Origin of the sequence: Streptomyces sp. NPDC020597 (assembly GCF_044335095.1) — a bacterium.
In the GTDB taxonomy this organism is placed as follows: domain Bacteria; phylum Actinomycetota; class Actinomycetes; order Streptomycetales; family Streptomycetaceae; genus Streptomyces.
This window is the reverse complement of sequence record NZ_JBIRUL010000017.1, coordinates 121,880-137,371: the sequence shown is the minus strand read 5'-3', so window position 1 is coordinate 137,371 and position 15,492 is coordinate 121,880. Positions and strand designations below refer to the sequence as shown.

The following is a 15,492-nucleotide window of genomic DNA, read 5'->3' as shown; positions in this document are numbered from 1 at the left end:
CGGCCTACAGCGCGCGGAAAAGACCTTCCTGGACGACGGACACCAGCAGCCGCCCCTCCAGGTCGTAGATGCGGCCCCTGGCCAGCCCGCGCCCGCCCGTGGCGATCGGCGACTCCTGGTCGTACAGGAACCACTCGTCCGCGCGGAACGGCCGATGGAACCACATCGCGTGGTCCAGCGACGCCATGTCGAAGTTCCGCGGACCCCACAACGGCTCCACCGGGAGGCGGACCGCGTCGAGGAGCGTCATGTCGCTGGCGTAGGTGAGCGCGCAGGTGTGGACGAGCGGGTCGTCGCCGAGCGGCCCGACCGCACGCATCCACACGGCGCTGCGTGGCTCGGCCCCCTTGACCTCGTCGGCGCTCCAGCGCAGCCGGTCCGCGTACCGGATGTCGAAGGGCTGGCGACGCGCCATCCGCTCCAACTGCTCCGGCAGCTCACCCAGATGCGTCCGGACCTCGTCCGTGACGGAGGGCAGTGACTCCGGGTCCGGCACCTCACGTGCCGGCGGCAGCTGGTGCTCGAAGGGACCTTCCTCAGGCTGATGAAAGGAGGCGGTGAGATTGAAGATCGTCCGCCCCTGTTGCACCGCGGTGACCCGGCGGGTCGTGAACGACCGGCCGTCGCGCACCCGTTCCACCTGGTACACGATGGGGACGCCCGGCCGGCCCGGGCGCAGGAAGTACGCGTGCAGCGAGTGCACGGGCCGGTCGCCCTCGGTGGTCCGCCCTGCCGCGACCAGCGCCTGGCCGGCCACCTGGCCGCCGAAGACCCGCTGCAGGGACTCGTGCGGGCTGCGGCCCCGGAAGATGTTGACCTCGATCTGCTCCAGGTCGAGCAGGTCGACTAGTCTCTCGGCCGGATTCGTCATCGGTGTGCTTCTCCTGTGCCCTGTGCTGGTCCTGGTCCTGGTCCGGTTCCCGTGGCGGCGGCCGCCGCCGCTGCGCTCACAACTGGCCGACGGACGTGACGCGGACGATCGCGCGGCCCTCCGCGTCGGAGGCCGTGAGGTCGACCTCCGCGCTGATGCCCCAGTCGTGGTCGTCGTTCGGGTCGTCGAAGATCTGACGGACGCGCCACAGCGCGTTCTGCGGCTCCTCCTGGATGACGAGCAGTTTGGGACCCCGCGCGTCGGGGCCGGTGCCGAGGTCGTCGTACTCGTCCCAGTACTTGTCCATCGCCTCGCCCCAGGCGTCGGCGTCCCAGCCGGCGTCCGCGTCGAGCTCGCCGAGTTCGGCGACGTGGTCGAGGGCGGCGAGCTCGACACGGCGGAACATCGCGTTGCGGACCAGGACCCGGAACGCGCGCGCGTTCGCCGTGACCGGCTTGACCTCGTCGGCCTTCTCCTGCGCCTCCTCGGCCGTCATCACCTCCGGGTTGGCGAGCTGCTCCCACTCGTCCAGCAGGCTCGAGTCCACCTGGCGCACCATCTCGCCCAGCCACGCGATCAGGTCCTGCAGGTCCTCGGACTTCAGATCGTCCGGGACGGTGTGGTCGAGCGCCTTGAAGGCGCCGGCCAGGTACCGCAGGACGATGCCCTCGGTGCGGGCCAGCTCGTAGTGGGAGACCAGCTCGGTGAACGACATCGCCCGCTCGTACATGTCACGGATGACGGACTTCGGCGACAGCGGATGGTCGCCCACCCACGGGTGACTCCTGCGGTAGGTGTCGTACGCGTGGAAGAGCAGTTCCTCCAGCGGCTTCGGGTACGAGACGTCCTGCAGGCGCTCCATGCGCTCCTCGTACTCGACGCCGTCCGCCTTCATCGCCGCCACCGCCTCACCGCGCGCCTTGTTCTGCTGGGCGGCCAGGATCTGGCGGGGGTCGTCCAGCGTGGACTCCACGACGGAGACCATGTCGAGGGCGTACGAGGGCGACTCGGGGTCCAGCAGCTCGAAGGCGGCCAGCGCGAAGGTCGACAGCGGCTGGTTCAGTGCGAAGTCCTGCTGCAGATCCACGGTGAGGCGGACGATACGGCCGGAGGCGTCCGGCTCGTCGAGCTTCTCCACGACGCCGCCGTCCAGCAGCGACCGGTAGATCGCGATGGCGCGCCGGATGTGCCGCAGTTGCTGCTTGCGCGGCTCGTGGTTGTCCTCCAGCAGATGCCGCATCGCCGCGAAGGCGTTTCCGGGGCGGGCGATCACGGACAGCAGCATCGTGTGCGTCACCCGGAAACGCGACGTCAGTGGTTCCGGGTCGGCCTCGATGAGCTTGTCGAAGGTGCTCTCCGTCCAGCCCACGAATCCTTCCGGCGCCTTCTTGCGCACCACCTTGCGGCGCTTCTTCGGGTCGTCGCCGGCCTTGCTGAGGGCCTTCTCGTTCTCGATGACGTGCTCGGGCGCCTGCGCCACCACCAGCCCCGCCGTGTCGAACCCGGCCCGGCCGGCCCGGCCCGCGATCTGGTGGAACTCACGGGCGCGCAGCGTGCGCACCCGGTTCCCGTCGTACTTGGTCAGCGCGGTGAACAGCACCGTGCGGATGGGTACGTTGACGCCGACGCCGAGCGTGTCGGTACCGCAGATGACCTTCAGCAGACCGGCCTGGGCGAGCTTCTCCACCAGGCGCCGGTACTTCGGCAGCATGCCGGCGTGGTGGACGCCGATGCCGTGCCGCACGTAACGCGAGAGGTTCTGGCCGAACTTGGTGGTGAAGCGGAAGTTGCCGATGAGATCGGCGATCCGTTCCTTCTCCTCACGCGAGCACATGTTGATGCTCATCAGCGCCTGTGCCCGCTCCACCGCCTGTGCCTGCGTGAAGTGCACGATGTAGACGGGAGCCTGCCTGGTGTCCAGCAGATCGGTGAGGGTCTCCGTCATCGGCGTGTAGCGGTACTCGTAGGACAGCGGCACGGGCCGGGTCGCCGAACGGACCACCGCCGTGGGGCGGCCGGTGCGCCGGGTGAGGTCCTTCTCGAAGAAGGACACGTCGCCCAGTGTCGCCGACATGAGCACGAACTGCGCCTGCGGCAGTTCCAGGATGGGGATCTGCCACGCCCAGCCGCGGTCGCCCTCGGCGTAGAAGTGGAACTCGTCCATGACGACCTGGCCGACGTCCGCCTGCCTGCCGTCGCGCAGCGCGATCGAGGCGAGCACCTCGGCGGTGCAGCAGATGACCGGGGCGTCGGAGTTCACCGACGCGTCGCCGGTCAGCATGCCGACGTTCTCCGTGCCGAAGATCTTGCAGAGCTCGAAGAACTTCTCCGACACCAGCGCCTTGATCGGTGCCGTGTAGAAAGTGACCTCGTCACGGGCCAGGGCCGCGAAGTGCGCTGCCGCGGCGATCATGCTCTTGCCGGAACCGGTGGGCGTCGAGACGATCACGTTCGCCCCGGAGACCACCTCGATCAGCGCCTCCTCCTGGTGGGGGTAGAGCGCCAGACCGCGCTCCTGCGCCCAGGACTCGAAGGCGTCGTACAGGGCGTCGGGATCTGCGGTCGGCGGCAGCTGATCGATGAGGGTCACGACCCCATCTTGCCTGCCCCCGGTCCACAGAGGGGAATCGGCTCCCGACCCCAAGATCATGGCAGCTACGCTGTGTCGCCGACGGAGCGTCATCGCACCCGGTCAACTGGACAGCGGTACATGAGGGATAGGGCGGGCAAGGGCCATGATGGGACCAGCACACTCACTGTCGGGCGCCGCCGCCTGGCTCGGCGTCGGTGCGGCCGCGGCCGCGGCCGGACACACGATGCCCTGGCCCGTCCTGCTCGCCGGTGCGCTGATCTGCGCCGGCGCCGCGCTCGCGCCGGATCTCGACCACAAGGCCGCCACCATCTCCCGGTCCTTCGGTCCCGTCTCGCGCTGGCTGTGCGAGATCGTCGACAAGCTCTCCTACGCCGTCTACAAGTCCACGCGGAAGCAGGGCGACCCACGCCGCTCCGGCGGGCACCGCACGCTCACGCACACCTGGCTGTGGGCGGTCATGATCGGTGCGGGCGCCTCGGCGCTGGCGATCACCGGTGGCCGCTGGGCGGTGCTGGGGCTCCTCTTCGTGCACATGGTGCTGGCCATCGAGGGCCTGCTGTGGCGGGCCGCCCGGGGTTCCAGCAGCGACGTCCTGGTGTGGCTGCTCGCCGCGACCAGCGCGTGGATCCTGGCCGGCGTGCTGGACAAGCCCGGAAACGGCGCGGACTGGCTGTTCACGCAGCCCGGCCAGGAGTACCTGTGGCTGGGGCTGCCCATCGTGCTCGGCGCCCTGGTCCACGACATCGGGGACGCCTTGACGGTCTCGGGCTGTCCGGTGCTGTGGCCCATCCCGATCGGGCGCAAGCGCTGGTACCCGATCGGCCCGCCCAAGGCCATGCGGTTCCGGGCGGGCAGCTGGGTCGAGCTGAAGGTGCTGATGCCCGTGTTCATGGTGCTCGGGGGAGTGGGCGGGGCGGCTGCCCTGAACTACATCTGATCCGTGGCTCCGCCGCGACGGCCGGCCGCGGCGGAGACCGTCGCGGAGCCGGTGCCGACCGGGTCGGCTCAGGTCATCTCCCCGCCGTCGCCGTAACGGCGCTCGAAGCGTGCCACGCGCCCCTCGGTGTCCACGGTGCGCGACTTGCCGGTGTAGAAGGGGTGGCTCTCCGAGGAGATCTCCACGTCCACCACCGGGTAGGTCTCGCCGTCGTCCCATTCGATCGTCTGCTCGCTGGTCGCGGTGGACCGGGTCAGGAAGGCGTAGCCGGCGGCCCGGTCGCGGAAGACGACCGGGTGGTAGTCGGGCTTCTGGTCCTGCTGCATGAGCGCTCCTCGTGCGATGGCGATGGCGGCGACCCGCCGGGAACGGCCCGGCCGGAGGGATGGGCCGGAGCCGGACGGGCCGGGCGGGGGTCAGCCGGACAGGGCGTCCTCGTCGACGACGTGCATCGCGGCCTCCTCCGCCGACGCGGCCGCCCCGTCGATGCCCACGTCCGTGGCGACCAGCGCGCTCTCCTCGTCCTCGTGGGCTCCTTCGTCGGGCGCCACGAGCCGGCCGGAGCGTGTTGCTCCGACCTCGTTGTCGAGGAGTTCCCCGTCAGTGCCGTCGCAGTCGCCCAGACCGTCACCGTCGGGTACGCGGAGGTCGGGGCGCTCCTCCGCCAGCCGCTGGTCCAGGGTCTCCCCCCGGCGGCGCTCCGCGGCGGTCACCCCGGAGTGCTCCACGGCCCAGGGCCGGTCCGGAGGGGACCAGCCGCGGTCGAGCGGGTCGTCGACACCGTCGTCCTCCAGGGTGTCCTCCGCGTCGAGCAGCCCCGCGTCGTCCTGGATGTCGGACGAGTCGGGCTGGTAGACATCGTCTCCCCATCCGTCGGCGCTGGTCACGGCTACCTCCAGGGGGTGACGGGCCCGTTCTCACCGCGGTCGGCGACGGGCTGCCGCCGCACGGGGCACCGGCCGGTCTCGTCGTGTCTTTCCGGGTGGATCCCGACGGTCGCCCGCACGGGTGCCGATATCCAGCGTTCCACCCCTGATCGGTTCCCCGCAACGCCAGAGCGCTCACCGCGCCGCCGTCGCCGCGGCGACTCCCCGGCGGCGCCGGGACCGCGACCGGCGCGTGCCGGCGCGGGACCCCGCGCCGTCCGCGCGGACGGAACCGGTGGCGCCGCCCGCCCCGGGAGCACCGGCCGGTCCCCGTACCGCGGCGGCGGTCCCGCAGGCCCGGCGGGCGCGGCGCGCGCCGGCTCAGCCGTGCCAGGAACGCCAGAGGGCCGCGTAGGCCCCGTCCGCAGCGACCAGTTCGGTATGGCTGCCGAGCTCGCTGATCCGGCCGTTCTCGACGACGGCGATGACGTCGGCGTCGTGGGCGGTGTGCAGCCGGTGGGCGATGGCGACCACGGTGCGGCCCTCGAGGACGCGGGCCAGGGACCGCTCGAGGTGGCGTGCGGCGCGGGGGTCGAGCAGCGAGGTCGCCTCGTCCAGGACCAGCGTGTGCGGGTCGGCCAGGACCAGCCGGGCCAGGGCGATCTGCTGGGCCTGTGCCGGAGTGAGCACCACGCCGCCGGAGCCGACCTCGGTGTCGAGACCGTCGTCCAGGGCCCGCGCCCAGCCGTCCGCGTCGACGGCGCCCAGGGCTGCCCACAGTTCGGCGTCCCCGGCGCCGGTGCGGGCGAGCCGGAGGTTGTCGCGCAGGGAGCCGACGAAGACGTGGTGCTCCTGGTTGACGAGCGCCACGTGCGAGCGGACGCGCTCGGCGGTCATCTGCGACAGCTCGGCGCCGCCCAGGGTGATCCGGCCGTCGCGGGGCGCGTAGATCCCCGCGAGCAGCCGGCCCAGGGTGGACTTTCCCGCGCCGGACGGGCCGACCAGCGCCAGCCGGGTGCCGGGGGAGACCTCGAGGGACACCTTGCGCAGCACGTCGACGCCCTCCCGGTAGCCGAAGTGGACCTGGTCCGCGAGCACGTCCCGCCCGTCCGGCGCCACCCCGGTGTCCCCTGCGTCCGGCTCGATGTCGCGCACACCGACGAGGCGCGCCAGCGACACCTGGGCCACCTGGAGCTCGTCGTACCAGCGCAGGATGAGGTTCACGGGGTCGACGAGCATCTGCGCCAGCAGCGCTCCCGTCGTGAGCTGACCGACGTCGATCCAGCCCTGCAGCACAAAGGCCCCGCCGAGCATGAGGACCGAGCCGAGCACGGTGACGTGCACCATGTTGATCACCGGGAAGAGCACGGACCGCAGCCACAGGGTGTAGCGCTCCCATGCGGTCCACTGCTGGATGCGCTGCTCCGAAAGAGCGATGCGGCTCTCGCCGAGGCGGTGTGCCTCGACCGTCCTGCCCGCGTCCACGGTCTCGGCGAGGGCGGCGGCCACCGACGCGTAGCCGGCGGCCTCGGAGCGGTAGCCGGCGGGCGCCCGCTTGTAGTACCAGCGGCATCCCACCACGAGCAGCGGCACCGCGATCAGCACCGCCGGCGCCAGCGGCGGCGAGGTGACCACGAGCCCGCCGAGCAGCAGCAGGGCCCACATCACGCCGATCGTCAGCTGGGGCACGGCCTCCCGCATCGCGTTGGCCAGCCGGTCGATGTCCGTGGTGATACGGGACAGCAGGTCGCCCGTCCCGGCCCGCTCCAGCACGCCCGGCGGCAGCCGGACCGACCGGACGAGGAAGTCCTCGCGCAGGTCGGCCAGCATCCGTTCGCCGAGCATCGCGCCGCGCAGCCGTACCTGACGTACGAAGGCGGCCTGGACGGCCAGGGCCAGCACGAACAGGGTCGCGGTGAGCCCGAGATGCAGTTCTCGTGCTCCCTCCGACAGCCGCTCCACCGTGTCGCCGAGCAGCCAGGGGCCCACCATGGAGGCGACCGTGGCGATCGTGTTGACGAGCAGGAGGAGCAGGAAGGCGCGCCGGTGCCGGCGCAGGAGTTCGGCCACGTAAGCGCGCACGGTCGCGGGCGCCCCGACGGGCAGGGTGTTCGCCGTCGTCGGTGCTGCCGGGTCGTAGGCGGGCGGCGCCACGCCGATCATGCCGTCTCCTCGATCTCTTCGAGCCGGTCGCATGCGAGCTCGTCGGCTTCCAGGTCCTTCAACACATCGCTCAGGGAGGCCTTCTCCGCCTTGGGAGCCCCGCCTGCCGCGGAATCGGGGCCCGTTCGGCCGGCGGCCTCCTCGTCGGTCTCCCGGGTCACCACGGCCCGGTACCGGGGCTCGGAGTGCAACAGCGCGCGGTGCGCTCCACTCGCGACGGCCTCACCCTCGTGCACGAGCACGACGCGGTCGGCGCGGTCCAGCAGCAGCGGAGAGGAGGTGAACACGACGGTCGTGCGTCCCTCGCGCAGGTCGCGCATGCTCTCGGCGATCCGGGCCTCGGTGTGCGAGTCGACGGCGGACGTCGGCTCGTCCAGGACGAGGACCTCGGGGTCCGTGTACAACGAGCGGGCCAGGGCGAGGCGTTGGCGCTGCCCGCCGGACAGGGACCGGCCGCGTTCGGTGATGCGGGCGTCCATCGGGTCGTCGGCGTCGAGCGAGCCCTGGACCAGCGCGTCGAGGACGTCGCCGCACTGGGCCGCGGCCAGCGCGGCCTGCGCGTCGACCGCGCCGGAGGCGGGCACGTCGAGCAGGTCGCGCAGCGCACCGGACAGCAGCACGGGGTCCTTGTCCTGGACGAGGACGACCGAACGCGCGGAGTCCAGCGGCAGTTCGTCCAGCGGCACGCCGCCGAGCAGGACCGACGGCCCGTTCTCCGGGGGGTGTCCGCCGAGGCGTTCGGCCAGTCGTCCTGCCGCGTCCGGGTCGCCGCACACCACGGCGGTCAGCTGTGAGGCCGGGGCGAGCAGCCCGGTGGCGGGATCGTACAGATCGCCCGTAGGAGCGCCGGCCGGACGGGATCCGCCGGTGTTCCCGGCCCGCTCCAGGGACAGCACGCCCGCGGCCCGGGTCGCCGACGGACGGGAGAAGGAGTACGCCATCGCGATCTCCTCGAAGTGCCTGAGCGGGTAGGTCAGGACCATCACGGAGCTGTAGACCGTGACGAGTTCGCCGACGGAGATGCGGCCCTCGCGGGCCAGGTGGACGCCGTGGACGACGACCGCGATCAACAGCAGGCCCGGCATCAGCACCTGGATGGCGCTGATCAGCGACCACATGCGCGCGCTGCGCACGGCCGCGTGCCGAACCTCCTGCGAGGCGCTGCGATAGCGGTCGAGGAACAGTTCCTCGCCGCCGATGCCGCGCAGCACCCGCAGGCCGGCCACGGTGTCCGAGGCGAGTTCGGTGGCCCGTCCGGCCTTCTCGCGCTGGAAGTCCGCCCGCTGCGTCGCCCTGGGCAGCAGGGGCAGGACCGCCAGGGCCAGCGCGGGCAGGCCCACGGCGACCACGATGCCGAGCGCCGGCTGGTAGACGACGAGGCCGACGCAGACCAGCAGTACCGTGATCGCCGCGGCGGTGAAGCGGGACACGGCCTCCACGAACCAGCCGATCTTCTCGACGTCGCCCGTGGAGACCGCCACGACCTCCCCGGCGGCGACGCGCCGGGTCAGCGCGGAGCCGAGATGGGAGGCCTTGCGGGCGAGGAGCTGCTGGACCCGCGCGGCGGCGGTGATCCAGTTGGTGACGGCGGCGCGGTGCAGGAAGGTGTCGCCGATCGCGGTGGCGGCGCCGCACAGGGCCATCACCGCGCCGGTGAGGGCCAGTCGGGTTCCGGAGCGGTCGACCACGGCCTCGATGGCGAAGCCGACGCAGAACGGCTGCGCGGAGACGGCGACGAAGTGCAGCAGGCCCCAGAGCAGCGCCTTGAGCTGGCCGCCCAGCTGGTTGCGGCCGAGCCACCACAGGAAGCGGGGGCCCGATCGAACGTCCGGCACGCCCGGGTCGGGATACGGAAGGTCTTGGATCTGCATGACGTCCCAGTGGCTCGAGTCAGCGGGGAGGGGAGAGGAGGCGGAGGGGGAGGGGGAGGGGGGAGGAGGGGGCAACCGGCAAGGTGACGGACGGGTTTGCGGGAAGCGGCAGCAAACCGTGCAAGGTTGACGGCGCGGAGCGGTCGGATTCAACCGGTTTTCTGTGACGGCGACAGAATCCGGCAGCCGTCCGATGGGGTCATGATGTCCGTAAGCTTCCCCGAAAGTCCGGAAAGTGATGCGAGCATGGCCCGATGCGACATGGTGAAGTACGGCGCGCGGGAGCCGCCTTGGCGGTAGGCGCTCTCCTGTTCGCGGCGTCGGCCGCGTGTGGCGAACCGGTCGGCGGCGTTCCGGCCGCCGGGAACGGGGGCGACGGGAGCGGCGGCGGTGGCGGTGGTGGTGGTGACGTCCCGCCGAAGGCGGCCGCCGCGCCCCGGATCCCCGGCGTCGGGAGCCGGTTGCAGCGGCGGATCCCCGCGGACGCGCGTCAGGTCGTGGCGGTCTACGGCGACGGGAGGGACTCCGCCGACTCCACCGTCGTCCTCTACGCCGAGCATGGCCCGAACTGGGTGCGCGTCAGAAGCTGGCCGGGGCACAACGGCAAGAGGGGGTGGACCTTCGGGCACCGGGCGGGCGACAACCGCAGTCCGGTCGGCGTCTTCACCCTCACCGACGCGGGCGGCGTCCTGGCCGACCCGGGAAGCGGGCTCCCGTACACGCGGTCCGCCGCCTTCGCGGCGCCACGCTGGTGGGCGCGTTCGCATTGGCATGACTTCGACTACGTCATCGCCATCGACTACAACCGCGTCAAGGGCGCCCCGCCCGACGATCCCAGGCGGCCCGAGGGCGAGGAGAGGGGCGGCGGCATCTGGCTGCACTTGGACCACGGGAGCGGCACTTCGGCCTGTGTCAGCCTGCCCGGGGCCGGCATGGAGTACCTGTTGCGCACGCTCGACCCGGATCGGCATCCCGTGATGGTCATGGGGGACAGGGCCGCGTTGAAGGGGTAGCGCCTCCGGCGGAGGAGCGGCCGTACCGCTCCACGAGCTGCCGCGACGCTCGACCGGCGGCGCGACAGGGGGTGCTGACGGGGGATCACCCGGACCTCTGACCTGGCTGGGTGCGAGGCGTCAGGGGTGACGGGATTTACAGACTGGCAACACGGAGGTCTTGTGCGCCGTCGGCATGCCCTCCAAAGTGGGCGCTACGGAATCCGCTTTCCGTATCGCAGAAGTCCCGTCCCTGCTTCTGTGCCGTCGCGCCCCTTAGGAGTGCCCGTGCCGCCGTCCGTCCCGTCCCCGTCGCGACGCGTCGCACGCATACTGCGTACCTCGCTGTTCGTGCAGGTCGCCTGCGCGCTCGTGCTCGGCGTCGCCGTCGGAAAACTCTGGCCCGACGTGGCCACGGATCTGCAGCCGCTCGGCGACGGCTTCACACGGCTGATCAAGACGATCATCTCGCCCCTGGTGTTCTGCGTGGTCGTCGTCGGTATCGCCAAGGCCGGTGACCTGAAGGCGTTCGGCCGGATCGGGCTCAAGGCGCTGATCTGGTTCGAGGTCGCCAGCACGCTCGCTCTGCTGATCGGGCTGCTGGCCGCCAACGTCGTCCGGCCCGGCGCGGGCATGAACGTCGACCCGGCCACGCTCGACGCCTCGGCGGTGGACGCCAAGACGGGCGGCGGCTCGCTGCCCACGACCACCGAGTTCGTCCTGCACTCGCTGCCCACCAGCTTCGTCGGCGCGTTCGCGGAGAACTCACTGCTCCAAGTGCTCATCCTGGCCTGTCTGGTGGGTGCCGCGCTGCTGCACCTCGGCCACACCAAGGTGCCCAAGGTGCTGCCGGCCGTCGAGCAGGCCCAGGAGATCATCTTCGCGATCGTCGGCTTCGTCATGCGGCTCGCGCCGATCGCCGTGTTCGGCGCGATGGCCGTCCTGATCGGCAACTACGGCCTCGGCGTGATCGAGACCTACGGCAAGCTGATCATCCTGTGCTACGTGGCGGCGGCCCTGTTCGTCGTGCTGCTGGCGGTTGCCCTGCGCCTGGTCACCGGGCTGAGCCTGTGGAAGTTCCTGCGCTACATCCGCGAGGAACTGCTGCTCGCGCTCGGCACGGCCTCCACCGAGTCCGTCATGCCGCGCGTGATGCAGAAGCTGCGCAGGGCGGGCGCCCGCGAGGACGCCGTGGGCCTGGTGCTGCCGACGGGGTACTCCTTCAACCTCGACGGCGCGTCGCTGTACCTGTCCATCGGCACGCTGTTCATCGCCCAGGCCGTCGGTGTGGACCTCAGCCTGAGCCAGCAGATCACCGTGGTCCTGGTCCTGATGCTCACCAGCAAGGGCATGGCCGGCATTCCCGGGTCGGCCTTCCTCGCCCTGTCCGCGACCGCCTCCTCGCTGGGGGCCATCCCCGCCGGCGCCGTCGCCCTGCTGCTGGGCGTCGACCGCATCATGGACTCGATGCGCGTCGTCACCAACCTCCTCGGCAACTGCGTGGCCGTCTTCGCCGTCTCCCGCTGGGAGGGCGCGCTGGACGTGGAGCAGGCGAAGAAGGTCCTGGACGGCAAGGAGGTTGCCGCCGAAGCCCAGGAGGAGCCGGGGGAGCCGGGCGAATCGGAGAAGTCGGAGAAGCCGGAAGGCGCGGCGAGCCACGCAGGTCCGGGGAGCCCGTCGCTCTCCGCGAGCACGCAGGCGGCCGACGGCGTCCCGGTCGCGGTCGTCCCCCCTCGACTCGGCAAGGAAGCCGCCGCCGGAAACAGTTGACGCTCAGCGACGGCGGCCCTGCCACGGGCCGCGACCGCCTCCCCGGCACTGTCGGGGGCGCGGCCGCGGCCCGTTCGCGCGTGTTCAGCAGGTCTGACCCGGGGTCCGTCCCGCGCGGTGCGCCCCGTGTTCCGGATCGGCCGGATCGCCGACGCCCACCAGAGCGTCCAGCAGCCCGCCCAGGACCTGGCGCTCCAGGTCCGTCAGCGGATCCAGGATCTCCTCCGCGGCGGACCTTTTCGCGCCCTGCAGCTCGCGCAGGGCGGCACGGCCGTCGTCGGTGAGCTCGATCCTGATGACCCGTCGGTTGGTGGGGTCGGGCGCCCGCCGTACTTTGCCGCTCGCCTCCAGCCCGTCGACCAGTGTCGTGACGGCCCGGGGCACCACCTCCAGCCGCGCGGCGAGGTCCGCCATGCGTGGGGGTGCGTCGCAGTGCGCCAGCGTGCGCAGCAACCGGGACTGGGCCGGGGTCACGCCGAGACCGCTCTGCTGCAGATGGCGCTTCTGGATGCGGTGCACCCGACGCGTGAGCCGCAGCAGCTGCTCGGCGAGCAGGCCGTCGGAATCGGGGGTGGTCATGGGGGAACAATATCAGGACGCCGTTCATTGTGAGTATAGGTAACAATGAGCTATGCTCCGTCAGTCGTCATCGTCTCACCCTCCGTAGGAGCCATGCCCCGCGATCACATCGACTGGACCCCCTCGCCCGGCGCCGCGCCCGATCAGCCCCGGCAGGTGCGCCGCATCCTCCGACTCTTCAAGCCCTACCGCGCCCGCCTCGCGGTGGTCGGCCTCCTGGTGGCCGCCTCGTCGCTGGTCGCCGTGGCCACCCCGTTCCTGCTGAAGGAGACGCTCGACGTCGCCATCCCCGAGGGGCGCACCGGCCTGCTGAGCCTGCTCGCCCTCGGCATGATCTTCAGCGCCCTCCTCAGCGGGGTCTTCGGCGTCCTGCAGACGCTGATCTCTACGACGGTGGGCCAGCGCGTCATGCACGACCTGCGTACCGCCGTCTACGGGCGCCTGCAGCGCATGTCCCTCGCCTTCTTCACGCGTACGCGTACCGGCGAGGTGCAGTCCCGCATCGCCAACGACATCGGCGGCATGCAGGCCACCGTCACCTCGACCGCCACCTCCCTGGTCTCCAACTTCACCAGTGTCGTCGCCACGATCATCGCGATGGTCGCGCTCGACTGGCGGCTGACGGTCGTCTCGCTGGTCCTGCTCCCCGTCTTCGTGTGGATCAGCCGCCGCGTCGGCAACGAACGCAAGAAGATCACCACCCAGCGGCAGAAGCAGATGGCCGCGATGGCCGCCACGGTCACCGAGTCGCTGTCGGTCAGCGGCATCCTGCTGGGCCGCACCATGGGCCGCGCCGACTCCCTCACCCGGTCCTTCGCGGCGGAGTCGGAGCAGCTCGTCGACCTCGAAGTGAGGTCGAACATGGCCGGCCGCTGGCGCATGGCCGTGATCGGAATCGTCATGTCCGCCATGCCGGCAGTCATCTACTGGACCGCGGGCATGACGCTCCAGATCGGCGGCCCCGACGTGTCGCTGGGCACCGTCGTCGCCTTCGTCTCGCTCCAGCAGGGCCTGTTCCGGCCCGCCGTCAGCCTGCTGTCGACCGGCGTGCAGATCCAGACCTCCCTGGCGCTCTTCCAGCGCATCTTCGAGTACCTCGACCTGCCGGTGGACATCACCGAGCGCGAAGAGCCGGTCCACCTCGACCACGTCAAGGGCGAGATCCGCTTCGAGGACGTCACCTTCCGCTACGACGACAGGGGCGAGCCGATCCTCGACGGCGTCGACATCGCCGTCCCGGCCGGCGGAAGTCTCGCCGTCGTCGGTCCGACCGGCGCCGGCAAGTCCACGCTCGGCTATCTGGTGCCGCGTCTGTACGACGTGACCGGAGGCCGCGTCACCCTCGACGGCGTCGACGTGCGCGACCTCGACTTCGACACGCTGGCCCGCGCGGTCGGCGTCGTCTCGCAGGAGACGTACCTCTTCCACGCCACGGTCGGCGACAACCTGCGCTTCGCCAAGCCGGACGCCACCGACGAGGAGCTGTACGCGGCGGCACGAGCGGCGCAGATCCACGATCACATCGCGGCCCTGCCCGACGGGTACGACACGGTCGTCGGCGAGCGCGGTCACCGGTTCTCCGGCGGCGAGAAGCAGCGCCTGGCGATCGCCCGCACGATCCTGCGCGACCCGCCGGTGCTGATCCTCGACGAGGCGACCAGTGCCCTGGACACCCGGACGGAGGGCGCGGTCCAGGAGGCCATCGACGCACTCTCGGCCAACCGCACCACGCTCACCATCGCCCACCGCCTCTCCACCATTCGCGGCGCCGACCAGATCGTCGTCCTCGACTCGGGCCGGGTGGCCGAACGAGGCACCCACGAGGAGCTGTCGAGACAGGGCGGCCGGTATGCGGCCCTCTTGCGCCGAGATGCCCGACTGGAGCCGACAAAATGAAAATATGCCCGGTTATCCGAGGTTTGTGACGGTATGGGGGTTACCGTGCCCGCATGCAGAAGAACACTCCGCCACGGAGCGCGATTCGACTGACGCGCCGGGGCCGCATCGTCCTCATCGCGACCGGAGCCGTCGTGGCCGGCGCCGCCGTGGCGGTGCCGCTGCTGAGCATCCAGACGCCGCCCGTCAAGGCGGCCAAGGCGCCGCCGACCCTCCTCATCCCCGAGGGATGGCGGGCGAACCAGGTCTTCCAGGCCGTGGACAAGGCACTCGGCCTGGCCCCCGGCACCACCGGCAGGGCGCTGCCGACGGCAGCTCTGAAGCTCCCGACCGAGGCCGCGGGCAATCCCGAGGGCTACCTCTTCCCGGCGACGTATCCGCTGGACAAGAAGTCGACGCCGCAGTCGCTGCTCGCCTACATGGTCGACACCGCCAACAAGAGGTTCAACGGAGCGCCCGTCGCGGCCGGCGCCCAGCGCAACGCCCTGAACGTGTATCAGGCGGTCACCGTCGCGAGCCTCGTCCAGGCCGAGGCCGCCACCAAGGCGGACATGGGCAAGGTGGCCCGGGTCGTGTACAACCGCCTCGAGCGCGGGATGCCGTTGCAGTTGGACTCGACCATCAACTACGCGCTGAACCGCTCCACCCTGAACACGACCGAGAGCGACACCCGCATCGAGAGTCCCTACAACTCCTACCAGCGCATGGGCCTGCCGCCGACGCCGATCGACAACCCCGGTGAGGAGGCGATGCGCGCGGCCGTCAGCCCGACGCCGGGCGACTGGCTGTACTTCGTCACGGTGAGGCCCGGCGACACCCGGTTCACGTCGAGCTTCGCGGAGCACCAGCGCAACGTCGCCGAGTTCAACCGCAGCCGGCAGAGCCCCGGGGCGACCCCGCAGAAGAGCCCCGTAAAGACGCCGGGGAGCGCTTCGGCGGCCGGATGAGCCGACC

At 71.2% G+C, this 15,492-nt stretch carries 12 protein-coding genes; 5 read left to right on the top strand and 7 right to left on the bottom strand.

Annotated elements, in window-relative coordinates; all coding sequences use genetic code 11:
• Positions 1-4: 4 nt before the first annotated feature.
• Both ACH4ZA_RS26710 and ACH4ZA_RS26705 read right to left on the bottom strand, forming a co-directional pair.
• Positions 5-871 carry an acyl-CoA thioesterase gene (locus ACH4ZA_RS26710; RefSeq protein ID WP_398432008.1) on the bottom strand — a complete coding sequence of 289 codons (867 nt, stop codon included), beginning with the start codon at positions 869-871 and terminating at the stop codon, positions 5-7.
• Positions 872-947: 76 nt separating this feature from the next.
• Complete coding sequence (locus ACH4ZA_RS26705; protein ID WP_398432007.1) at positions 948-3,461, bottom strand: DEAD/DEAH box helicase; 2,514 nt, start codon at positions 3,459-3,461, stop codon at positions 948-950.
• Between the two features lie 145 nt (positions 3,462-3,606).
• Here ACH4ZA_RS26705 and ACH4ZA_RS26700 point away from each other — a divergent pair, with 145 nt between their 5' ends.
• Entirely contained in the window at positions 3,607-4,401 is a 795-nt protein-coding gene (locus tag ACH4ZA_RS26700) for a metal-dependent hydrolase (protein ID WP_057582614.1), read from the top strand.
• A 68-nt stretch (positions 4,402-4,469) separates the two neighbouring features.
• On the opposite strand, the gene ACH4ZA_RS26695 is transcribed toward ACH4ZA_RS26700, so the two are convergent.
• The 4 genes from ACH4ZA_RS26695 to ACH4ZA_RS26680 all read right to left on the bottom strand — a co-directional run bounded on the left by ACH4ZA_RS26695 (position 4,470) and on the right by ACH4ZA_RS26680 (position 9,301).
• Positions 4,470-4,727: a type B 50S ribosomal protein L31 gene (locus ACH4ZA_RS26695; protein ID WP_398432006.1), complete on the bottom strand. Its 258-nt coding sequence runs from the start codon at positions 4,725-4,727 to the stop codon at positions 4,470-4,472.
• Positions 4,728-4,817: 90 nt separating this feature from the next.
• Complete coding sequence (locus ACH4ZA_RS26690; protein WP_398432005.1) at positions 4,818-5,288, bottom strand: DUF5709 domain-containing protein; 471 nt, start codon at positions 5,286-5,288, stop codon at positions 4,818-4,820.
• 360 nt (positions 5,289-5,648) lie between these two features.
• Positions 5,649-7,430, bottom strand: a complete 1,782-nt coding sequence (locus ACH4ZA_RS26685) for an ABC transporter ATP-binding protein (protein ID WP_398432004.1) — start codon at positions 7,428-7,430, stop codon at positions 5,649-5,651.
• Positions 7,427-9,301, bottom strand: a complete 1,875-nt coding sequence (locus ACH4ZA_RS26680; protein ID WP_398432003.1) for an ABC transporter transmembrane domain-containing protein — start codon at positions 9,299-9,301, stop codon at positions 7,427-7,429. Before ACH4ZA_RS26680 ends, ACH4ZA_RS26685 begins: the two co-directional genes overlap by 4 nt.
• A 254-nt stretch (positions 9,302-9,555) precedes the next feature.
• On the opposite strand from ACH4ZA_RS26680, the gene ACH4ZA_RS26675 reads away from it, so the two are divergent.
• A complete protein-coding gene (locus tag ACH4ZA_RS26675) occupies positions 9,556-10,314 on the top strand; it encodes a hypothetical protein (RefSeq protein WP_398432002.1) in 759 nt (252 codons plus the stop codon).
• A gap of 267 nt (positions 10,315-10,581) precedes the next feature.
• Positions 10,582-12,063 (top strand): cation:dicarboxylate symporter family transporter, encoded by a 1,482-nt coding sequence (locus ACH4ZA_RS26670; protein WP_398432001.1) that lies wholly within the window; start codon positions 10,582-10,584, stop codon positions 12,061-12,063.
• A gap of 84 nt (positions 12,064-12,147) precedes the next feature.
• Here ACH4ZA_RS26670 and ACH4ZA_RS26665 read toward each other — a convergent pair whose 3' ends face one another.
• Positions 12,148-12,642 carry a MarR family winged helix-turn-helix transcriptional regulator gene (locus tag ACH4ZA_RS26665; protein ID WP_398432000.1) on the bottom strand — a complete coding sequence of 165 codons (495 nt, stop codon included), beginning with the start codon at positions 12,640-12,642 and terminating at the stop codon, positions 12,148-12,150.
• 93 nt (positions 12,643-12,735) lie between these two features.
• Between ACH4ZA_RS26665 and ACH4ZA_RS26660 the strand changes: the two genes are divergently transcribed.
• Both ACH4ZA_RS26660 and mltG read left to right on the top strand, forming a co-directional pair.
• Positions 12,736-14,538 carry an ABC transporter ATP-binding protein gene (locus tag ACH4ZA_RS26660; protein ID WP_398431999.1) on the top strand — a complete coding sequence of 601 codons (1,803 nt, stop codon included), beginning with the start codon at positions 12,736-12,738 and terminating at the stop codon, positions 14,536-14,538.
• A gap of 53 nt (positions 14,539-14,591) precedes the next feature.
• The gene (gene mltG / locus ACH4ZA_RS26655; RefSeq protein WP_398431998.1) at positions 14,592-15,485 is read left to right on the top strand and encodes an endolytic transglycosylase MltG; all 894 of its coding nucleotides are present in this window, start codon (positions 14,592-14,594) and stop codon (positions 15,483-15,485) included.
• Positions 15,486-15,492 lie beyond the last annotated feature (7 nt).